Source organism: Erwinia sp. BNK-24-b (genome assembly GCF_047456155.1).
GTDB lineage: Bacteria > Pseudomonadota > Gammaproteobacteria > Enterobacterales > Enterobacteriaceae > Erwinia > Erwinia phyllosphaerae.
In genome coordinates this window covers 4432287-4453567 of the sequence record NZ_CP179901.1, presented here as the reverse complement: position 1 = coordinate 4453567, position 21281 = coordinate 4432287, and the positions used below count along the sequence as shown (strand labels likewise).

Below are 21281 nucleotides of genomic sequence, written 5' to 3'. Positions count from 1 at the left end.
CTCCTCAGAAATTCAGTTGCATTGACACCTGCACCATGCGCGGCTCACCCAGCTGGGCGCTGGCATAACCGGCACCGCTATAACCGTTCAGGCCGCCTGGCACAATATTTGTCCAGTAGTGGCGATTGGTCAGGTTGGTCATATCCAGTCGGAAGGTGGTATCGGTGTTGAACAGGCGCGTTTTATAGCTGCTGCCAATATCGAAAGTAGCGTAGCTGCCGACCCAGCTGTCATTGGCGTTGTCCGTGCTGCGGCGTCCTACGTAATGCATGCCGCCATGCACATCTGTGCCGCTAAGGAAAGGCAGGTCGTAGGCCGCAAACAGGCTGGCGGTGTAGCGAGCCAGTCCCACAATCTGCTTGTCGGTTGTCGCCGCGCTGGCGGTATCGCGCAGGCGTGGATCGAGCCAGGTCATGCCGCCGTACAGATGCAGGTTGTCGGTCACATCTCCATCGGCCATTAGCTCCAGTCCACGGTTACGCTGGTTGCCATCTACCGCATAGTCGCCGCTGGTCGTGGTATAGGCAAAAGGACGGTCGATCTGAAACAGTGCGGCGGTCAGCAGCACTTTATCTACCGCCAGCTTGCTGCCCACTTCTACCTGCTTACTGCGATAAGGCGACAAAATGGAACCGGCGTTGTTTGAACCTGACGGGGCCGTATCGCCCTGTTGCAGGCTGTCAGCCCAGGTGACGTATAGCGTTAACGGGTCAACAGGCTTATACATCAGGCTGGCCGAACCGCTAAAGCCGCTGTCGTCGGAATGGCTGCTGCGACTGCCGGTTTTGGCATAGTTGGCAGAGGTCAGGAAGCTTTCACTGCCTGCCAGCAGCAGGCTCCACTGTGGCGAGAAGGTCAGCGTATCGCTTAACAGAAATGCCTGCTGCGTGGCGGTGGCGGAATGGTAGCGATGGCTAAAATCAGGATAATCCGGCTCGGCAAAAGATTGCGGATCGTCAAGCGAAGCGCTGCCCAGCGTAGTGGTGCCGCCGTTAAGCGGATTATAGTTTTTCCAGACAAAGCCGCGCACGCCGGTGGAAATCTGGTGATGTAGCCAGCCGGTTTCAACTTCGCCATTCAGGTTCGCCATATAGCTGTTAATAGTAAAGCGGCTGGCAGTAGAAGATGAAGTTGTCGTTTTGTAATCACCTGCGCGATCGGTAAACGTATTGGTCACCGCCGTCGATTCCCGGTCGGCAATCTGCCGCAGGACGCCCAGCTCGCCCTGCCAGTTGCCATCAAAATCGTGTTTCAGATGCAGGCTGGCAGTCAGCGTATGGTTATCGCTTCCGGCATAATATTGCCCCAGATGCGCCGTTTTAGGGTTGGGCGCAGAGGGAAAAGAAAGCCCGTTGCCTAAGGCAAATTTGCCCGGCAGGCCTTTCTCGTAATAGTGGTAATAGCTGAAGTTGCTTTCCAGTACGGTGCGGTCGGTCAGGTTTGCATCCAGCCCCAGGCTAAACAGCTGGCGACGTTTTTTACTGCCGCTGACGTAGCCGTTGCCCTCATCATCCAGAAAATTAGCGCGATAGCGCAGGCGATCGTTATCGTCCAGCGGGCCGCTAAAGTCGCCGGAAACAAGATGGCTAAGGCCAGTGCCTGCACCAAAGGTCAGACTGTGCTGAGCAATATCGGCCGGACGTTTTGCCACAAAGTTAAACAGTCCAGCGGGATTAGCCGGACCGTATAGTGAGCCGCCCAGGCCATTTAATACTTCTATATGATCAAACTGCTCGGCGGCGTAATCGGTAGTCGAGACGACATTCAGGCCGTCAATCATCGAGTTCTGCACGACGCTGCCCTGCATACCGCGCGTTTGCGGGCGCGCGCCATCGCCCTGAACGGAAGGCATATAGCGATAAATATCGGTGATGCTTTTTAGCTGCTGGCGCTTCATTAGCGAAGGGGAAACGACCTGCACGGAATAAGGGGTATTACGAATGTCTTGCTTGCCAAGGTTACCCAGCGTGGCCTGTTTATCCGGCGCTGCGACTTCCGTTGATGGTGCGGCGCTAACGGTAAGTGTCTTATCCTGTGCCTGTGCCTGGATTGCCATAAAAATCAGTACGCATAGCGTGCTTTTAACCGCTCGCGGTGATTGAATAATGCTCATTTTATTGTAATGCCTTGCCCGTATTGCAGCAGTAAAGTGCTGTCAGAATGAAAGTAAAAGTAAAGAACGCGCAAAGGGTAGCATAACGCTATGTTGTAAAGTATATAACGAGTGCGCAAGGGTAAAGTTCAGCACTTGCTACTGACAAAGCCTTATCGGACGAGGGATGTTAACGGCCAGAACGTGATTAACGTCACATTATTTTGCCTTTCTACTTCGCGTGTTCCTGTCGTTCACGCGGGTACCAGGCATAGTCCGACAGGCGTCAAACCTTCTGCGCGGCGTTAAAAATCGGTAAAAGTAAGATATCCAGAGCAGGATTTAATTGGCGCTTTTAAGTTAAAGCGCTACTGCTTATTTATTTCCTGTAAACGACCATAAAGATGGCGGCAGGCAGTAACCCGCTAAACATTAAGGCAGGAAATACAGTTTCTGGAAAGGTTTCTACACAATAAAAATTGTTATATTTTTTGCGTATTCACTTCAATTCGGGGGTAGACTATTTATGTCCTTACCCTGTTAGCTTCTGTTCAGATGATTCTCGGTTTATTAATCTATATAAAATCCAGGGTATACATTAAGGCTATTTGGTGATATTAATTAAGTGATATGGATACAAGGATTGTAACCGACAGGTGAGTTTATGCAAAAAGACATTAAATACTCAGGGCATCCCTCCCCTTATACAGTGAAAATAACTCCCTCTTTCGTCATGTTTCTCCTTGTCACGGCATTTTGTGCCTGCTGGCAGGCTATAACCTGTTGGGTGGTCATGGGAGAAAGGGGGGTTATTTTTGACGAGTGTTAGTTAATTTAGTAAATAACATCGTTTCGCTTAAGTTAAAATTTATTTTTTACCGTTTTTTTCGGCATGTATAGCTATTATTGAATGGTTTTTACGGGAAATTATTGGTTTTAAACCTGTGCCAAACTGAATCTTTTCATTTCATCACGCTATCTACTTTTTAGGGGCCTGTATTATGTCTACTATCCGTATCGCAAGCGATAATATCTATTATATAAGCGGGCTGGAGTCATTAATAAAAGATGTGATGGACGCTCATGAGCGGGAAAAGTTTTCTTTTGTCGCTGCGAAAAACGAACAAGCCCCCGGCGTAACGAATATTGTCTTCAGAGATATGATGGTAAGTATATTTTTATACAAGAAAGAAAAGCTTTGGTACAGGCATGAGGGGGAAGGAAAAACGGTGGTTTTGCATATCCCTTTTATTTGCCGTAACGAGAACCTGCCCGCAATTACAGGGAAAATAAGGAAAATACTGACAATTTCTGAAACAGAGTGTACGCAGTTTTCCCGACAGAGAAACTACAGGTCAATAGGTTTAAAAAATTTTATGCAGCTATCCGCTACCGAAAATAAAATTATATTTTTAATAGGGAAGGGATATCGCCCAGAGTGCATCTCCAGAATGCTTAACCGCTCTGAAAAAACCATTAATACGCATTGTCGCAATGCGATTCGTAAGCTGGGTATGATCAATCGGGTCGAGTTTTATAAGTATGCTTCCTTTGTTGCCAGCTGTGCAAATAAAGAATGGAATACGCTGTGCCTGTAAGCGCGCAGCATATAAGCATATAAGCATATAAGCATATAAGCATGTAAGCATGTAAGCATGTAAGCATGTAAGCATGTAAGCATGTAAGCATGTAAGCATGTAAGCCCATAAGCCGTTAAGCCCGTTTTAACTTTATCATTCATTTGCGGCCCATTTATTACGGGCCGCTTTTCTTTTAACAACTCAGTATGGATTTTTTATAACGCCTTAGTTTCCGGCGTAAAGCTATTGATAATTTGCACGTAATGTTTTCGCTGATACTCGGTAAACTCTTTTTGCGCTATCAAACTAAAAATAATCAGATTTAACCGCGATGGATTGATAACAGGGTGATAAGGTAGCTCAACAAAAGATTGTACCTGCCTGATCCTTTGTCCGTTATCCAGAAAACTATTTGCTATCTGAATAACCGGGAGCTTTTCCGGGCCCAGCTGATTATGTAGCATTTTTCCTTCGTTTTCATAACCGGGCAATGTATTAGCCAAAAAATTCATCTGGTTTTCGCAAAAGGCTTCCAGCGTCTGATCCTGCACCTTGAAAGAACGATTAACCATAATTGAATACTCTTCACCGTCAGGCTCCAGAAAACGTAAGACGTTGATGCTCTGGTCGTAGTTTGGGGCCTCTGTCAAAAAATTCCCTTCATAGATAATGTATGGCTGTTTCTTACTCATCCTTTTTTCATCCCTGTTTACTGTGATAAAGGTATTAACTCCACGCGTCTGTTCTTTCTACGGCCCGCTTCGGTCTCGTTACTGGCTACTGGCACAGCGTCGCCCATGCCTTTAATGATAAAGTTTTCTGCCGGGAGGCGAGTATGCCGGACAAGCCAGTCCCTTACTGCTGTCGCCCTCTGAATAGAGATTTGCCGGTTGAGTTGGTCTGTCCCGGTATTATCTGAATGGCCCGTCACCATAAAAGTTGTTTGCCGTGCGCTGCTTAGCAAAGGCAATAGCATAAGTAATTTTTCCTCACTGCCTGGCTGGATAACTGCGCTTCCCGGAGCGAAAAGAGCGGCGGGAACCGAAGCAAAAAGGGCAGGTAAACTTTTATAGTGGCGAAGCGCGGTTTCTATCTTATCCAGCATGTTTTGGCAGTTTTTCTCTCCCCATAAATTAATAAGGCTGTTTTTACAGGTACCTGATAGCTTCTGGCCTTGTCGCGATAACCTTTCAAAAGCCTCGCGCCTCGTTTCCGGGCGTATAACATCCGCTTGCGTAAAAGCAGCAAGGGCTAGCCTGGCTTCTTTTATATGCTGGCTTTGTAACCAGGCCGCACTCGTTAAATAGAAAGCGATTAATAATGCCAGGCTTACCGGCAACCAGCGCCAAAAAGGGGACGCTTTTGCAGGAAAAGTAGAAGCTTTCACTTTCGGGCACCCGGCCACTACGGACGGCAAAGGCGGGCGAACAACGGCGGATGAGAGGCCAGGGTAAAGTTGAAACGTTTTATTTATCCAGCGGGCCCATGCGCCGTGACGGACAAAGCCATCGCCATAGTCGGCCAGCAGAACCGCCGAGAGACGTAACGAAGTGGTAGAAAAAAGCGATTGCAGCGCTGCCATTACGCCTGACTTTTTCATCCAGAGGAACAGCGCGTCGGCCATAACGTAGCGATGTATGGCAGCATGTTCGTTACCGGCAGCATCCTGTTTGAGCACGGTAAGCAGCTGGCGAGCTTCGCTTTCCATGGTCGTGGCCACGCGTTTGTTTGTTTCATACCGACCCGACCACCAGTTGTGGTGAAGATGATGAGCGGAAGGTTTCTTGCTCAGGCGGGCATAAACAGCAAAAACGCAGGGAAAAGCTTCTGCCTGCTGAAATTTTCGCTGCCATTTAGCCAGTTGTGCCAGCGTAAGTTCGTCATCCTCCTGGCCGTCCGGAAGGAAGGGGAAAAACGTATTGACCTTGACGCACTGGTTTTCTCTTCGCAGACGGCTTAGCGTTTTTTGTAGATCTTCATCTTCCGGCACGACTATCCAGCGCGCTTGCGCTGACTGTACATTGGTAAACCATTTCCTGGCCCACGGGCCAATAACGAAAATGACTGGCTTTGCCTCTTCAACAGCATTTTGCTGTGCCTTTGGTATCGTAGCTGTCAGCATTCAATATAAGCCCATCAGATAAATGAAGCAGAAGAGCCAAACGATCGATAATCCTGTTGTCAGGATAGCGAGTTCCAGGAAAAGCCTGCTGCTGGCCATACGGCGTCGCGCCGTGGGTAAAAAAACTTTTTCGGTAGACTCTTTCTTCGCGTCTTCTTCCTGTACTTTTTCGCTGCTGTTATTCACTGAAAGATATTTTTTTATAAGAACGCCTGTTTTATCGTCCGAGACAGCCGAGGCGTTGATCAGCGTAAGGAGCTTACAGGCATAGCTAAAGATTTTACCTACTTCATTTAGTAATAGCGGGGTGATTTTATCGGCGAGGTTTTCTCGAATATTTTCAGGCCCATAAAAATATTGCTGTAGGGAATAGCGCTGCCAGGAGAGGTTGGGTTCGCTAAGGCATAAGGAAATCTGGCCGTCGAAATAGCAGCAAATGCTGTTACACAACCTGTCGCTAAGCTGTTCATCTTCGCCTTCAGATATCAATGCTTTACTGAACAGCTCAATGAGATTTACCATCTTTAGCTGAAAGTCTGGCAGCGATGGAATAACACCATCAAAAAAAATCAGCGCATCTATACACAGCAGTCGCTTAAAAATAGCTTCACTGTTCACCAGGGCTTCTCCACTGTTTTTCCCCAACCCTCGTTGGTATCGTAAGAGCTGAAGCGAATAACGTCTGGCGTAAGCATTGCGGCAAAAGAAAGAGTGAGAAAAAGATTAAGATCTTCACCGACAAGGGCTGTAGCAATATCCTTTTTGGTAAGGTTTTTTTTGTACATTAAATCATTATTGCTGCTGTAAACGCCCACATATAAAGTCGTTACGTTATCCCAGGTGATATCCAGTTCGCTTTGAGAAACAGAAATCTGTTTTTTTACTGTATTGGTCAACCTGCGACGCCAGCTCTTTTCACGTGGAAGAGGGACCCATGCAATAGCCCGGCTATCTGTTGCCTCAGGAAGCGCAAGACGTTTTTTAAAATCAACCCCGGTTATCTCTTCAAACTGTTCAACCGTCCGTACGGTTCCTGTTTTATAAATACCCTGTAAATAATCATTGCCTTCTTCCAGGCCAAGAAGCGTTCTGACTTTCCTTTTGGATTTTTTATCCCTTTCATACCATGTTTGCGAGACGGAGCCGGCGCTTTTTGCTTTATCGGTATGATCGCTCCAGATGCGGGCGCTTTCCTCTCTGCCGTAATAATGCCACAGAAGAATTTTATGCGGGTGCCAGACATCGTAGCCATGCGTAAAGGCGCGTATAGCCATGGAGATTTCTTCGCCTTCAAAAAAGATATGCGGATCGTTGGGGACTTCATTAACAAAGGAGCCATCGGCAAAGATAAACCCACCCGCCAGATAGCTTCCACGTACCGGCGAATCTCCCTCTACCATAGCGTTGCTTAACTGAGGAATGCCTTCACTGGTGAAGCCACGTAGACCTAGCCTGAAGACAGAGTGCGTTCTTTCTTCTTTATCAGGCTCGTAGCCTGGCGGATAAGTCGAGAGGACGGGCTTTTCACTGTGCTGTTTGAGCTGCTGTAGCATAGTGACGATTTCACAGTCCCAGTTGTCAATAAAACGGCAATGGGCATCTATCTGGAGAAAATAGTCTTCTTGCTGGTAAAGCTTTTCGCTCTGGTGTCTTGCCCAGCACGCGCCCTGGCTTTGAAAATAGTGCAGGCTAATTATCTGAATCCTGGCCCCTTCATAGTGGTAAATATATAAAACATTTCCTTCAAAGTTTTTCTTTTCACACAGCTTCATACCGGCCTGATTAAACAGGGTGGTATCTTCTTCATCCTGCCAGCAAACGGCAACAGAAAGAGCATATTTCCCTGACGATTGTTGGATCATATCGCGCAGCGTCGGTATCAGTTCGGTATCACGATAGCTGGCGATACTGATAAAAATTTCAGGCTTTATTTCCATATAATCACCTTTTTAATCTTATTTAATCTGTATCACTATTTCGGCGCGCGCGGTGAACTGTCCATTTTGCGGGCGGGCGTTTCGGGTGAGCGTATCGATAAGTTTAGCTTTCCAGTTAAACTGTACTGAGGCGTTACTAACCGTGGCCGCCGATTGCTCCGTTGTAGATCCGTCGACGGTAAGTAATCTGTTAGTGCTGTCGTATATTTCTATTCCCAATGCGTCACTATTTTTGGCCGCATCCGTTACTTTTATGTATTTACCATTAGAAGAAGGCGTAGTAGTGATAATGCCGGCGATAGCAGACCAGCTGCCGTAATCAGTTTTACAGCTTAAAGAAAAATCAAGGTTGCGCTCAACGCCACCCGCCTTCATTATTGCTGGCGTAACGGTGCCAAAATCAATCGTCCTGGCATTATCGGTCGAGCAAACGGGTGTGCTGATTATTTTAAAAACACCGGTATTAAGTTTTTTAGCGTAATAGGCCACGTCTTTTGAGTTGATATAGCTATAGGCAAGATCGCCACCGGGTAGCAGCTCATCACCCGTGGCCTGAGTTAAAGTTAACGTCTCTTTAGTTTTATAAAATTCTATACGGAAGAAAGAACCTGATGCAAAGGCTGCCGATCCAAATTCGGCGATGGTTCCGGACGAGGGCAGATCGCTCATGGCGAAGCCATTATAATCTTTTATTTTTATGCCAATGCCGGGCAATCGTGTCGGATAAATTTTTGTCGAGGTATCCTGACCGGTCAGATAGGTAACATCTTTGCCGTGTACGTTGCCCTGACTGCAGTTGATGTATCTGATCGTTCCTGCGGTAGCAGAAGAGTCATAGCTGGCGATTGGCGTGGTGGTATCGCCGGGCGCATCCGCTCTGATTATGATGGTTTGTGCAGCAATGGTGAGCGTTTGCGGCGAGGCAGAGTCAGGAGCAAGCTGACAGAGCGCGTGAGCCGCTTCGGCCAGCAGCGCCTGTACTATCAGGAACAAAATTATCCTTAACATGGTTATTCCTTCTCGACATCCAGTTTTTCGATGATTTCGGCCGGCAGCATTTTCAGCAGTTCAGCAAAGCTTTTCCCCACGGTTGCTTCAGCAAATTTGAGCAGCTGAATAACCGGGCTGCTGGGCTCCATTTTCATAAACCATAACCGTAGCTCTCTTAATTTATGCAGCGCATCTGAGCGGTTCCCCATCTCTTTTGGCGTAACGACCGGAAGATCCTGCGGCTGCGGCTCCTCATTCTGTGGCCGCTGTTGTTCAGTCGGCTGCTGTGCGGGGCAGGGAAGTACAGCCTCATCGTTTTCGGCATTAATAACAAATAAATGCAGAAGACGTTCCAGATGGGCAAAGTCGGGCGTTTCGTTGCCTAACGGCTCGGCCAGTAACCGCCTGAGTTCCGTTAAGTTGTGCCATGCTTCCTGCAGCAACGAAATGGTCGGCTCTTCCTGCATGGCCCACTCGTGAAGCAAAGCGGTAATGGTGCCTTCTGGCAAAGCGCCTTCTTCTCGCGGAAAGGCATGCGCTTTCTCAAATTCTTTGATAGTGATGTGTAAACCGGCGGCTTTCGGCAGGGGCTGGTTTCTGATATCAGCCAGCAAACCGTTGATGTCTTCCAGTTCAGATAAAGCGTTCGCTCGCATAACAGGATCGTATACGCCTTCTTCCGATAGCTGCGGATAAATAGCGGCTGGAAAGGCGATCAGTAAATCACGTAAAGCCCGTAAGCCCTCCGTCAGGGCACCAAGGCCAATCTGCCTGATACGACAGCGTATGAGGATGATGATGAGCCGAATATCCCGGCTTCTTTGCAACAGCGCCAGGCAGTCACGCTCCGTTTCCGCCCAGTTTATCGGCTCCGCTGCTTCAACAAAGCTGCCATATTCGGCATCCAGCCTGGGCTGTAACTTTGACTGCAACATGATAAACCCGGCGTCATATTCCAGATTTTCTCCACAGGGCATCTCGTCTGAGATCGGCTGTAGCAGTTCCTGATACCACGCGCCCGTTCTGTTTTTTTCCGCCACAATAGTGTCCTTGTTTGCTTTGCCGCGCACGGCTTGCCGTCAGGCGCGGTGATTACCTGTTAGTGATAGCGTTCTGGCTCGAAGCTCATGCCGTATACCGGCGTTTGGTCGTCTGCTCTTTCCAGCCAGGTGGCATAGCCAAGCTGGTGACCGCCGTCGAGCGTCGCCTGCGGCACTTCACTGGCGGCCAGCACCAGCTGCGTATCCCAGGCATATTCAAAGCCGACAAAGTTGCGTACCCACTCTTTTAAGACGGGTAGATCCCTGCCCCAGGGGCTAAAACGCATATATTGATTCAGCGTCAATGGGCCGAGAACGAGCTTAAATTTGTGCTGCCTGTCTCTGACCGTATTGCCCAGAATCGCGCCATCGCCCAGCGACATGGCCGCATTGACCTCGCCCAAAATGGACTGGTCATGCACGTCGAGTACAATCCACTGACTGGCAAACTCTTCCAGGCTTGCCTGCACCTGAAAGTAGTAGCGAATCGCGCCAAGCAGGCCTTCAGGATTACGGGCTTCACGAACCAGATGGGCAGAAGAGGCCAGGCGGGCATGCGTGGGCAGGCGTTCACCGTTCAGCTCCTGCGGATCCATGCCAATAAGGCTGGCAATATAGAAAGAGAATTTTTCATCGTCGGGTCTGTCCAGCGAAGCGGTATCCTGAGCGGTGAACCAGGCACGGTAGAAGAGGGCTAAAGCGCGATGATGAAAAATGTTGAGGAAATCCGTTAACGTCTCATCTTGTGCTGCTGAGCGAGAAAGCGCCAGCTCCGACAGATGCAGCGGCAGAGCGCCTTGCGGACCCCAGACGCCCAGGCCAAAAAGCTGTAGCCTGAGCAGACCCTGTTCCCTCTCTATATAAGCTATTTCACGTGGAGGAAAGGCCATCACAGGGATCTGCCCAATGCGAAACGGTTCCTGATTGGGCAGGGTGGCGGTACCGGGCAAAGACATTTCGGCATTTTTAGCCGCGATAGCGCGCATCATGCTGATAAACCCTGCCTTCCAGGGCTTTGCTTCGTCGAACCAGACTGACAGCAGCGATGCCGTATCGCGTTGCGGGCTTTTCTCCTTCATCAGAACGCCCCTCTTTTTCCCGGGCGAGCCTGCCACGAGGCCACTTTTCCTCTCTGCATTGAATGCAGCTCTGTTTCGGTAAAAATATTGATGGCGGCATGACGTGAAAGGTAATTTTCCATAATCAGCCCAAATAAATAGGGGCTAATGCCGGAAAAGCCTTCTTCATCCACCGTTAACATACAGCGGACGCCCCGGCCATAAACCAATAAACCGTCACCCGGCAGACGACGCGTGACCGACTCCGTTTTACAGCCAATCAGGCTATCTACCTGCGCGTTAGATTCCCGGTCGGCACTGTTTAAAAACAGGCGCAGCATATTGCGTAAAGATTCGCCACCTGACCCATGATCCATGTCTGAAAGCGGTAAATAGTTAAAGCTAAGCTGGCGAATAAGACGCCAGGCCGATTCGCCTCGGGCAAAAGGCTCACGCGGCGTGCTGGGCTCGCAGATAAAGGCCGCGCCCGTGACGGGAACGGCATCAGACATCGTAAGATCAAAGCTACCGCTTCTGGCTATCAGGCGAGGCAAGTCCCGGTTGGTGACCATCGCTTCCACCGTCAGATAACGAATAGCGTCGGCGTAGGGTGCTTCCTGCTGATCGACCAAAGAAACAAAGACTTCGGTACCCAGATAAGGCGTTCTGGTGTCATATTTTCTTTTTCCTTCGCCTTTTGCCCTGATTTCACGGGTAAGCGAAAAATAACGGCCAAAATTGCCATAATCACAGTGGCGCGTCTGGTAAAGCGGGTTAAACACTACCTCCTGGCTGCTTTCTGCCTGCTGGCCTAATACCTTGTGAATGGAAAAAATTTCAAAATCCAGCGGGCGGCTGCGATCCGGTACTACATGAAAAAAGTTCAGGGCTCTGTTGACCTCAATCCTGTCGACAACCTTAGGAAAGAGATTGATTACTGGCGTACAAAACAGCAGAAATTTAGAGGGGTTGATATGGCCCGTTAGCTCTGGCGGGAGGCGATCCAGCAGAATAATTAGTTCGGCCTCACCGGTATGATTGTGTTGAAAACCAGCGGCCAACTGAGTAAGAGTAAAAAAGTAGAAGCGCTGGCGGCAAGCAAAGTATTCGTGAATCAGGTTATGGCCGTGGAACATATTCCAGGCAAGGGGAAGCAGCGTTTGATCGGGATTAATTCCTTCAAAAATTAACGGCTTTTTGCTGATAACCTCATCATTCTTTTTTGTATCGCCGGTGCGAATAATCATCGCTACGCTACTGGTATGCAGCAGTTCAAAGATGTGCGAAACGATTCTTTCATCCCCGTTGATATAGACAGGCAGCTGGTCGAAACCTGACAGCTGCGAAAAAACCTTATCGTCCTGGACACGTAGCCTGATGCGCAATGCGCCCTTTAAGCTGGCATAAGGGATATGGTATTTTTCCAGGCTCGGTATATCGGGTGGGACAGAGGTCAAGCGCACTTCTGCTATTTCTACCGGCCATAGTCTGACATCCTGGCTGCTGCGAAACTCACAGCGGCTGTTTTCGCCAGGCAAGATCCTGGAATAAAAAGCGCTGTCGCGAGGAACCCGATAGCCTTGACTCAAATCGCCTTCTTTAGCATCAGGCGTAAGCTGAACCACGCCGATGGAGGGAGTGGGTGAATTATAATTGGGGTAAACGATATCCAGTAATCTTTGCGTGAATTTTGGGAATTCCGCGTCCAGCTTTATTTGCGTTCTCGCGGATAAAAAGCAAAAAGATTCAATTAATCTTTCAACGTACGGATCGGCGGTATCAATGCCGTGCATACCTAAGCGCGCCGCTATTTTAGGATGTTTTTCAGCAAACTCACGCGCCATTTCTCTCATAAAGGTGAGTTCCTGATTATAATAATCAAGAAATTTATGATCCACTGACCTTCCCCATAGTAAATGTTCTTATATTTAGATGGCTGTAAAACGATTTCGCACCATATAATCACCGCTTTAGAAATATTCAATATATTTTTTGCTATCTGGAAACTTGGTTTTAATAAAGGGATCCTCCCCTTTTTATTTGGCTTGGTTTATAACATGCGAACCATGCTCGCTCAATACTATTATCTTTATGACTTAGCGCGTTGCCAGTGCCTTTTGTTTTTTTATAAAAACAATCAACCAGTTATGTAACTATCTTCTTGAGGTTTTATTTATTCCAGGAATAATTTTCGGGCGAAATTCCTAAATAGGAAAATTGCTTTAAACAAAGCTTTTTGTTTTTATTTTTATGGGTAGGATAAATCCGGTGTCGGCTCGGTTTTAGAGTAAGGCTATTATAAGAGAGGGATCAAAAGTGGCGGTAACAAGGAAGAACTTATTTGGCAAGCTGGACGAAACCTTGTTCAGAAGTATTGAAAGTGCAACTACGCTTTGTAAATTGCGCGGAAATCCTTATGTTGAATTAGTTCACTGGATCAATCAGCTCTGGCAGCAAGAGCAAAATGATTTACGTCTTATTGCCCGTCATTTTGAAGTCGATACGGAAGCACTGGAAAGAGGTTTTTCTCAGGCATTAACGCGGTTGCCTGCCGGAGCCAGTACGATCTCCGATTTTTCATACCATATCGAACTGGCTATTGAGCGGGCCTGGATTTATGCCAGCCTGGAATGCTTTGATAGCCGTATTCGCAGTGGCCATTTGTTGATTGCAATGCTGACCACAATGGAACTGCGTCGCGCTTTGTTCGCCATCTCTCCGGCTTTTGAGCGTATTTCTCTGGAACACCTGACCAGCGATTTTGGTTATATCACGCAATCTTCTCCTGAAGTTTCAGAGGCCGCTAACGACGGCAGCATCCCTCAGGACGGTATTCTGCCGGGTGAGGTAAATAACGCGCTGGCCGGTCAAAAGAGTAGCGGTGGCCTGGTGCACTATTCCACAGACCTGACCGCTCTGGCACGCGAAGGAAAAATCGACCCCGTGCTGGGCCGCGACCGTGAAATTGGCACCATAACGGATATCTTACTGCGTCGGCGACAGAACAATCCTTTGCTGACTGGCGAAGCAGGAGTAGGCAAGACGGCCGTAGTAGAGGGACTGGCGCAGGCGATTGTGGCCGGCAACGTGCCGCCAGCGCTGGCGAAAGTGCGATTGCTGGCGCTGGACGTTGTGGCGCTTGCTGCCGGGGCCAGCATGAAAGGCGAATTTGAAGCCAGGCTAAAAGCCGTTCTGGATGAGGCCATCGCTTCTCCCGAGCCGGTGATTCTCTTTATCGATGAAGTCCATACGCTGGTCGGTGCGGGCGGTAACGCCGGAACAGGCGATGCGGCGAATCTGCTAAAGCCAGCGCTGGCTCGCGGTCAGCTGCGTACTATTGGTGCTACGACCTGGCGCGAGTTTAAACGCCATATCGAAAAAGATCCGGCGCTAACCCGCCGTTTTCAGGTATTGCAGGTGGCCGAGCCTGATGAAGCGACGGCAGTTTGCATGCTGCGTGGCCTGCTTCCCGTGCTGGAGAAGCACCACGGCGTCTGGATAATGGACGAGGCTTTGCAGGCAGCCGTCCGGCTTTCACATCGCTATATTCCGGCTCGCCAGCTGCCGGACAAAGCCATAAGCCTGCTGGATACGGCCTGCGCACGCGTGGCCGTCGCACAGCATGCGCCGCCGACAGCGCTACAGATCCTCCAGTTTCAAACCGAAACCGCTCGTACGGAATTGACGCTGGTTGAAAAAGCGCTGCATTTTGGCAGAGGCGAACGGTCATATGCTGACCAGCTTCAGCAGCAGATTGGTGAGCAGGCAGACGCCGCCGGGCAGCTTGAGCGCCGCTGGGAGCAGGAAAAAGAGCTGGTCAACGCCATTGTGGCGGTTCGTAATGAGCTACAGGCACAGGCACAGGCACAGGCACAGGCACAGGCACAGGCACAGGCACAGGCACAGGCACAGGCACAGGCACAGGCACAGGCACAGGCACCGGCGACGCGAGGGATGAAATCCGCATCGGAATTGCAAACTGAGCTTGCGGAACTGGAAAACCGTTTACGGGAAGTTCGTCAGGAGCAGCCGCTGGTACAGGCAGAGGTGAATGCTGAAGTTATCGGCGCTATCGTGTCCGACTGGACGGGTATTCCCGTCGGGCAGATGCTTAAAGACGATATTCGCGCCGTACTGGAACTGCCGCAGCGACTGGCGGAAAGGGTTACCGGCCAGGACTATGCGCTTCATCAGGTTAGCGAAAGTATCCAGACCGCCAGGGCTGGGCTGGCAGATCCCCGCAAGCCTGTCGGTGTCTTTATGCTGGTGGGACCATCTGGCGTAGGTAAAACCGAAACGGCGCTGGCGCTTGCCGAGCAGCTTTACGGTGGCGAACAAAACTTAATCACCATTAACATGAGCGAGTATCAGGAGGCGCACACCGTCTCGTCGCTGAAAGGATCGCCGCCGGGTTATGTCGGCTATGGTGAAGGTGGTGTGTTAACGGAAGCCGTACGCCGTAAGCCTTACAGCGTCGTACTGCTGGATGAAATCGAAAAGGCGCATCCGGACGTGCACGAGCTGTTTTTCCAGGTATTTGATAAAGGCAGCATGGAAGACGGCGAAGGGCGGCATATCGATTTTAAAAATACCGTTCTGTTGCTGACCAGCAACGTGGGCAGCGAAATGATGAGTACGCTGTTTGCCGATGCGGATACCGCGCCCGAAGCCGAAAGCGTCAGGAAAATGCTGCAGCCGGAATTGCTGAAGACCTTCCCTGCGGCATTTTTAGGGCGCCTCGCGGTGGTGCCTTATCTGCCGCTCCAGCAGGAGTCGCTGATACGTATTGTACGCCTGCATCTCGACAGAATCGGCCAGCGGCTACGGGAACAGCACGGTGCTGCGCTGCGCTACAGTGACCAGCTGGTCCGGCATATTGTCGATAGCTGTCCCGTAGCTGAAACCGGCGCAAGAATGTTGATACGTTTTATTGAGCAAAATATTGTCCCGGAAACCAGCCGTCGCTTATTAAGTAGCGAAGAAAGCCTTCAGGGGCACAGCATTTATATAACCATCGACAATAAAGAAAATATAGAAATTATTTTTCAAACAGAGGAGTGAACGTCCCAAAAAAAATATGAGTAGCAAGGGAAGGCACACGCGTTGCGTGTAGGCCAATGCAATTAATTCATATCTCAAAAGGTCTTATATGCGTAATTTTAAACTGGCTCTGTGCGTTTTATCGCTGGGTTTGGTATCTGGTTTTACACATGCAGCAACCCAGGGTACCGTTGAATTCAACGGCAAACTGATTAATGAAACCTGTAAAATTGACGACGACAGCGTTGATATTGTTGTTCAGCTGCCTACGCTTTCTACACAAACTTTAACCGCAGCAGGCGATACCGGCGGCTCCAGGCTTTTTGATATCAGCGTAAATTCATGTCCCGCTTCTATTACTAAAGTTGCCGCGCATTTTGAAGCTATCGGTGGTTCAGGCTCTGATGCGTCTACCGGTAACTTAACGAATGATGCTAAGGCATCAGGAGATGATGTGGCGGCCACTAACGTACAGATATGCCTGTACAATTCAGATGAAAAACCGCTGGCGTTAGGCGCTACAGGCAGTGCAGCGGCGGTCGATTCCACGGGTAAAGCATCAATGCGCTATTACGGTGGCTATTACGCGACAGGGAAAACCACTGCCGGTCTCGTTCATGCTAAAGCGCGATATACGTTAAGCTACCCATAATAAAAGAGCAGGTTTGAGAAGAGCGGCCAGAAGATAATAAAACGGCCGCTCTTGATTCTGCATATTATAAAACGCGAATCCTTAGCCTGGTTTTATTATTAGCAATATAATTTTATCCGAACGGGTGACGGCATGCTTGTCAGAATAATCTCTTTCATTATTTTCCTGTTTTTTATTACTGAAGTATCGGCAGCCATGACGATCGGCGGCACGCGTATTATTTTTCCGGGCAATCAGAAAGAGCAAAGCGTCCGCATGAATAATAAAGGTAAAAAACCGGCTCTGGTGCAGGTATGGATAGATGATGGCGATCTCAAAGCCGATCTTAATGCTGTCAATCTACCTTTTGTCATTACGCCGCCCGTTTTCCGGGTTGAGCCAGGCAAAGGACAAAGCGTCCGCCTGATCTATAACGGGGCGGCGTTGCCCGCCGATCGGGAGTCTGTTTTCTGGTTTAACATGCTGGAAGTTCCCCCTTTGCATAAAGAAATGACTAACGTCGATCGCCTGGAACTGGCTTTCAGAACACGGATTAAATTGTTTTATCGGCCTGCCTCGCTTTTAAGTTCAGGTACGGCGCAGGTAGGAAAAGTTCAGTGGGAGCTGGCAGAAAATAAAGGGATTAATGTCACTAACCCAACGGCGTACTACCTGTCTTTCGATAGCGCTACTTTACAAAACGCTACCCGCGTTAGCGAACTGGAAACAGATATGATCGCACCTTTTAGCCGTAAGTTTTTCCCGTTAAAGAAAGGAACGATATCGGGCGTCACGGGAGCCTCGTTTCGTCTTATTAATGATTATGGCTCTGCTTATGAAGGAAAGCTGATCCCGAAGAATGGCAAAGAGTTAGTGCTACAGGGATCCTTCCGCTGAAACGTATAAAAGCCGAACAGGGAAAGCGGCCAGGCCAGCAAGATGCTGGCAGATAGTCCGCTGGAAAAGGAGTTTATCAGGTGCGGCATGCAGAAAAGATATTCCACAAAAAGCAGCTATGCCCTTGTGCGAACAGGACTCTCATCACAACAGGGATGGTATATGCCATGATAGTTTGCCCCGCAGGCTGGGCTTCGCCAACGCTTGCCGTCTCTGAAGATAGCGAAGTGGTGCCGAATTCTGCTTTCGTTGAATATAATCCTGTTTTTATTCACGGCACGGTTGTCGATGTTTCCCGCTTTTCTGCAGGGAATTTTATTGCGCCAGGTAATTATCGCGTAACCGTGCTGGTGAATAATGAAAGCCGTGGACAGCATAATCTGAACTTTGGCCTCCAGGCGGGACAGACCAGCGCGTCGCCCTGTTTTTTACTGGACGATCTGCAAAAACTGGGCGTAGAAATCAGTAAGGAAATAAAGCAAAACTTTGCGGAAAAAGCACTGCAAACCAATCAGTGCCTGCCTATAGGAAAAATTATTAATGGCAGCAGTGAAAATTACGACAGTGGCAATCTACGCCTGTCGCTGGTTATTCCGCAAATTTATCTGAGAAATTTACCACGCGGCTATATTGATCCAAACAGTTGGGATGCTGGCGTACCTGCTCTTTTCTTTGATTATAGCGATAACCTTTACAGCTTTTATTCAGGCTCGGGCAAGCAGAAAGAGACATACAGTAATAATCTTAATTTAACGATGGCAGCCAATATTGGCCAGTGGCGTTTAAGAAAACGGCTCAATACAGGATGGTCAAACCGCGAAGGGATGAGCACCAGTAGTCTTTATGGCTACGGTCAGACGGATATCACCGCATTAAGTAGCCAGCTAACCATTGGCGACAGCAGCACGCGTGGTGAAATATTCGATAGCTTTACGCTGCGTGGCATACAGCTACAGTCTGACGAACGTATGTTGCCGGAAGGATTGCGTAATTATGTACCGGTACTGCGCGGTACGGCAGAGACCAATGCCAGAGTAAAAGTGACGCAGCGCGGGCAAACCATTTATGAAGCTACCGTGCCGCCGGGGCCTTTTGAGCTGATGGACGTGGGCGCAATGGGCTATGGCGGTGATTTAACGATGACCATTACCGAGGCCAGCGGTAGCGAACGTAGTCAAACTATTCCCTTTTCTGCGCCGCCGATGCTGTTGCACCAGGGGACTTCCCGATTCGGCTTCTCTATTGGCCAGGTGAAAGATGCTGCGCTGAACAAGCATCCGAAAATCATGCAGGGTATCTGGCAGTATGGTCTGGCTAATATGTACACGCTCTATGGCGGTGCGCAGGTAGCTGAGCACTATCGGGCACTGGCTGCGGGTAACGCTTTTAACACGCCGGCTGGTGGGATTTCTGTAGAGGCTACCCACGCCACCAGCGATCTGGCGAATAACACAACCGCCAGCGGGAACAGTTTTCGGCTTGCCTACAGCAAATATCTGGAACCAACCGACACCAACGTCACGCTAGCCGCCTGGCGTTATTCTACCCAGGGTTTTTATTCTTTGCGGGAAGCGAATATAGCTCGCTACGGTTCTCACTATGATCGCTATGAGTCCGATTACCGTACGCGCCAGCGCCTGGCGATAACGATGGGGCAGCGCCTGTGGAACGGTGCTTATCTTAACCTTTCCGGCAGCCTGTATCGCTACTGGGATAACCGCACTTCGGCTAAGCAATATGCGCTAGGGTACAGCCAGTCGCAGCGCTATTTTTCCTGGTCTCTGTCGGCAACGCGCTCGCGGCGCGGTAACGGTGAAAACCTGAATAACGTAATGTTTTCCGTCAATGTGCCGCTCGGGGCCGCTAATGTTAACGAAAAACCGCTGTTCAGCTCGCTTTATAGCTCTTATTCGCGCGATAACGCGGGTAACGCTTCACTGCAGGCCAGTGCTAACGGCTCTCAGGGGGAGCGGAATGAATTGACCTATGGCATGGGGACATCTGTGGGACGCTACCGTTCCGCTTCAGACAGGAAGAGGGTAACGGGCAATATGCGTTACCGATCCTCTTATGGCCAGTTTGGCCTGACCGGTTCCGCTACTAATAATTCGGCTAAACAGTTCTCCCTGCTGGCGAGCGGCAGCGCGGTAATACATCAGGGCGGCGTAACGCTGGGGCCGCAGCTGGGCGACTCTGCTTTTGCTATCGTTAATGTGCCTGGCGGCGAAGGGGCGAAGCTGCTGAACGGCTACGGCTCGGTTGTCGATAGCCACGGCTACGCCATAATGCCTGCGCTAACGGCTTACAGAAAAAACACCGTTTCGGTTGATGCCAAAGGATTACCCGACACGCTCGATATTTTAGAGAATGAGGATATCGTCGTACCGCGAGCGGGTTCCGCGCTTTTTATTACGATGAAAACGCTGGTCGGTAAACCGATGATATTGACCGTCAGAGATGCAAACCATGCCTATATGCCCATCGGGACGGAACTGATCGATGCTCAGGCCATCAGCCAGACCGTTGTAGGCCAACAAGGCCAGGCCTTTATCCGTGGCTGGACGGCAGCAAGCGGGGCATTGTTTGTAGCGGACGATAAGTCTGTAAAATGCCAGGCAGTGCCGGAAAGCCGCGTCGAAATAACGCCCCAAAATAGTATTGCCAGGCTGGAGGTTATATGCGTGCGCTGAAAAGGAAGTGGCATATTTTGATTGTCTTTCTGCTGCCCGTATTTTACGTGAGCGCCGATACTAACTGCACATCCTGTAGCATAAGTGTTTTATTCCAGGGGACCTACACAGACGAAACCTGCATTATCAGTATTAATGGTGGAACCTACACGGAAACCGTATCTTTACCCCCTGTTTCCGTTGCTTCATTAGATAAAGACGGCAACGAAGCGGGCAGCAGGCAATTTGCTATTGCGTTAAAACAATGCCCGGCCGATCGTACGGTTGCGGTAACCTTCATTAGCAATTTATCTTCCGCAGATACCACAACGGGTAATCTTTTGAATACGGTGGGAGAAGGTTACAGTCAGCATGTGCAGATAAGGATTCGTAAAGAAAATGGCTCGCGGATCATTATCGATAACGCCAGTAGCGGGCAAGATTACCAGATTCCTTCATCAGGTTCAGATGTTAATCACTATTATCGGGCAAGCTATTATGCCAAAGGTTCTGCCGTAACGGCGGGAAATATAAGAGCAATAGCTGGCGTTGAATTGGTTTACAAATAGGAGAGGTCAGGGAAATATTGCTATTAACATACTGAATGAAAATTATTTTTAATCAAAGCAGCAGAGCGGGGCCAGATGCTCTGTCTGACAGTTAATTCTACTCGGTGAAAGGGAAATCATGAGTGTAAATAAAAGCAGTTCGCAAAAATTTATTGCCCGCAACAGGGCACCACGCGTGCAGATAGAATATGACGTCGAAATTTACGGTAGCGAAAAGAAAATTGAGCTGCCCTTTGTTATGGGGGTATTAGCTGACTTATCGGGTAAGGCGCTGGAACCTTTGCCGCCCGTGGCGGACAGAAAATTTTTGAGCATTGATATCGATAATTTCGACGAACGTATGAAAGCTATGAAGCCACGCGTTGCCTTTGCTGTTCCCAATACCTTAACCGGTGAAGGGCAACTGATGATTGATATGACGTTTGAGAGTATTCACGACTTTTCTCCGGACGAAATAGCAAAAAAAGTGGATTCGCTGGCGCAACTGCTGGAGGCGCGGACCCAGCTGGCCAACCTGCAAACCTATATGGATGGAAAGGCAGGCGCCGAGGGGCTGGTAATGAAAGTGCTGCAGGATAAAACGCTGCTTAATACCCTGGCATCGGCACCTAAACCCGAAACGCCGAACCGTAGCGCACCATTAAAAGATTGATACG

At 49.3% G+C, this 21281-nt stretch carries 17 protein-coding genes; 8 read left to right on the top strand and 9 right to left on the bottom strand.

Translation table 11 applies throughout. The features are described from left to right. Positions 1-4: 4 nt before the first annotated feature. A complete protein-coding gene (locus ACMGGR_RS20530; protein WP_414147747.1) occupies positions 5-2113 on the bottom strand; it encodes a TonB-dependent receptor in 2109 nt (702 codons plus the stop codon). 980 nt (positions 2114-3093) lie between these two features. On the opposite strand from ACMGGR_RS20530, the gene ACMGGR_RS20525 reads away from it, so the two are divergent. Further along, entirely contained in the window at positions 3094-3690 is a 597-nt protein-coding gene (locus ACMGGR_RS20525; protein WP_414147746.1) for a helix-turn-helix transcriptional regulator, read from the top strand. A gap of 197 nt (positions 3691-3887) precedes the next feature. Here the strand turns inward: ACMGGR_RS20525 and ACMGGR_RS20520 are convergent, their stop codons facing one another. Together ACMGGR_RS20520 and ACMGGR_RS20515 are read right to left on the bottom strand one after the other, a co-directional pair. Continuing rightward, positions 3888-4364 (bottom strand): DcrB-related protein, encoded by a 477-nt coding sequence (locus ACMGGR_RS20520; protein ID WP_246760190.1) that lies wholly within the window; start codon positions 4362-4364, stop codon positions 3888-3890. Positions 4365-4381: 17 nt separating this feature from the next. Beyond that, positions 4382-5296, bottom strand: coding sequence for an OmpA family protein (locus tag ACMGGR_RS20515; RefSeq protein ID WP_414147745.1), 915 nt, complete (start codon positions 5294-5296; stop codon positions 4382-4384). 21 nt (positions 5297-5317) lie between these two features. Here ACMGGR_RS20515 and ACMGGR_RS20510 point away from each other — a divergent pair, with 21 nt between their 5' ends. Further along, complete coding sequence (locus ACMGGR_RS20510) at positions 5318-5632, top strand: hypothetical protein (RefSeq protein ID WP_414147744.1); 315 nt, start codon at positions 5318-5320, stop codon at positions 5630-5632. Between the two features lie 162 nt (positions 5633-5794). Here the strand turns inward: ACMGGR_RS20510 and ACMGGR_RS20505 are convergent, their stop codons facing one another. From ACMGGR_RS20505 to tssF, 6 genes are read right to left on the bottom strand one after another with little or no spacing between them, the layout of a single operon-like run. Next, positions 5795-6439: a hypothetical protein gene (locus ACMGGR_RS20505; RefSeq protein ID WP_246760188.1), complete on the bottom strand. Its 645-nt coding sequence runs from the start codon at positions 6437-6439 to the stop codon at positions 5795-5797. Then, complete coding sequence (locus tag ACMGGR_RS20500; RefSeq protein ID WP_414147743.1) at positions 6409-7731, bottom strand: GlcNAc-transferase family protein; 1323 nt, start codon at positions 7729-7731, stop codon at positions 6409-6411. Before ACMGGR_RS20500 ends, ACMGGR_RS20505 begins: the two co-directional genes overlap by 31 nt. Positions 7732-7749: 18 nt before the next feature. Further along, positions 7750-8739 carry a fimbrial protein gene (locus tag ACMGGR_RS20495; RefSeq protein ID WP_246760187.1) on the bottom strand — a complete coding sequence of 330 codons (990 nt, stop codon included), beginning with the start codon at positions 8737-8739 and terminating at the stop codon, positions 7750-7752. A gap of 2 nt (positions 8740-8741) precedes the next feature. Next, positions 8742-9764 carry an ImpA family type VI secretion system protein gene (locus ACMGGR_RS20490; RefSeq protein ID WP_414149007.1) on the bottom strand — a complete coding sequence of 341 codons (1023 nt, stop codon included), beginning with the start codon at positions 9762-9764 and terminating at the stop codon, positions 8742-8744. 56 nt (positions 9765-9820) lie between these two features. Beyond that, positions 9821-10843: a type VI secretion system baseplate subunit TssG gene (gene tssG, locus ACMGGR_RS20485; protein ID WP_246760356.1), complete on the bottom strand. Its 1023-nt coding sequence runs from the start codon at positions 10841-10843 to the stop codon at positions 9821-9823. Next, positions 10840-12717, bottom strand: coding sequence for a type VI secretion system baseplate subunit TssF (tssF, locus tag ACMGGR_RS20480; protein ID WP_414147742.1), 1878 nt, complete (start codon positions 12715-12717; stop codon positions 10840-10842). The genes tssG and tssF overlap by 4 nt, the downstream gene beginning before the upstream one ends. Before the next feature lie 397 nt (positions 12718-13114). Here tssF and tssH point away from each other — a divergent pair, with 397 nt between their 5' ends. The 6 genes from tssH (at position 13115) to tssB (ending at position 21277) form a co-directional block, all read left to right on the top strand. Then, the gene (gene tssH / locus ACMGGR_RS20475; protein ID WP_414149006.1) at positions 13115-15880 is read left to right on the top strand and encodes a type VI secretion system ATPase TssH; all 2766 of its coding nucleotides are present in this window, start codon (positions 13115-13117) and stop codon (positions 15878-15880) included. Positions 15881-15968: 88 nt separating this feature from the next. Then, positions 15969-16511: a fimbrial protein gene (locus tag ACMGGR_RS20470; protein ID WP_414147741.1), complete on the top strand. Its 543-nt coding sequence runs from the start codon at positions 15969-15971 to the stop codon at positions 16509-16511. Positions 16512-16643: 132 nt separating this feature from the next. Next, complete coding sequence (locus ACMGGR_RS20465; protein WP_246760182.1) at positions 16644-17387, top strand: fimbria/pilus periplasmic chaperone; 744 nt, start codon at positions 16644-16646, stop codon at positions 17385-17387. 167 nt (positions 17388-17554) lie between these two features. Continuing rightward, positions 17555-20077, top strand: coding sequence for a fimbria/pilus outer membrane usher protein (locus ACMGGR_RS20460; RefSeq protein ID WP_414147740.1), 2523 nt, complete (start codon positions 17555-17557; stop codon positions 20075-20077). Next, positions 20065-20625: a fimbrial protein gene (locus tag ACMGGR_RS20455; protein WP_414147739.1), complete on the top strand. Its 561-nt coding sequence runs from the start codon at positions 20065-20067 to the stop codon at positions 20623-20625. Before ACMGGR_RS20460 ends, ACMGGR_RS20455 begins: the two co-directional genes overlap by 13 nt. Before the next feature lie 118 nt (positions 20626-20743). Then, entirely contained in the window at positions 20744-21277 is a 534-nt protein-coding gene (gene tssB, locus ACMGGR_RS20450) for a type VI secretion system contractile sheath small subunit (RefSeq protein ID WP_414147738.1), read from the top strand. Positions 21278-21281 lie beyond the last annotated feature (4 nt).

Coding starts and splice junctions, on each gene's coding strand:
- ACMGGR_RS20520 (WP_246760190.1), bottom strand. CDS start 4,364: ATGAGTAAGAAACAGCCATACATTATCTATGAAGGGAATTTTTTGACA.
- ACMGGR_RS20455 (WP_414147739.1), top strand. CDS start 20,065: ATGCGTGCGCTGAAAAGGAAGTGGCATATTTTGATTGTCTTTCTGCTG.
- ACMGGR_RS20515 (WP_414147745.1), bottom strand. CDS start 5,296: ATGGCCGACGCGCTGTTCCTCTGGATGAAAAAGTCAGGCGTAATGGCA.
- ACMGGR_RS20510 (WP_414147744.1), top strand. CDS start 5,318: ATGTTCGTTACCGGCAGCATCCTGTTTGAGCACGGTAAGCAGCTGGCG.
- ACMGGR_RS20465 (WP_246760182.1), top strand. CDS start 16,644: ATGCTTGTCAGAATAATCTCTTTCATTATTTTCCTGTTTTTTATTACT.
- ACMGGR_RS20495 (WP_246760187.1), bottom strand. CDS start 8,739: ATGTTAAGGATAATTTTGTTCCTGATAGTACAGGCGCTGCTGGCCGAA.
- ACMGGR_RS20460 (WP_414147740.1), top strand. CDS start 17,555: ATGATAGTTTGCCCCGCAGGCTGGGCTTCGCCAACGCTTGCCGTCTCT.
- ACMGGR_RS20470 (WP_414147741.1), top strand. CDS start 15,969: ATGCGTAATTTTAAACTGGCTCTGTGCGTTTTATCGCTGGGTTTGGTA.
- ACMGGR_RS20530 (WP_414147747.1), bottom strand. CDS start 2,113: ATGAGCATTATTCAATCACCGCGAGCGGTTAAAAGCACGCTATGCGTA.
- ACMGGR_RS20500 (WP_414147743.1), bottom strand. CDS start 7,731: ATGGAAATAAAGCCTGAAATTTTTATCAGTATCGCCAGCTATCGTGAT.
- tssB (WP_414147738.1), top strand. CDS start 20,744: ATGAGTGTAAATAAAAGCAGTTCGCAAAAATTTATTGCCCGCAACAGG.
- ACMGGR_RS20525 (WP_414147746.1), top strand. CDS start 3,094: ATGTCTACTATCCGTATCGCAAGCGATAATATCTATTATATAAGCGGG.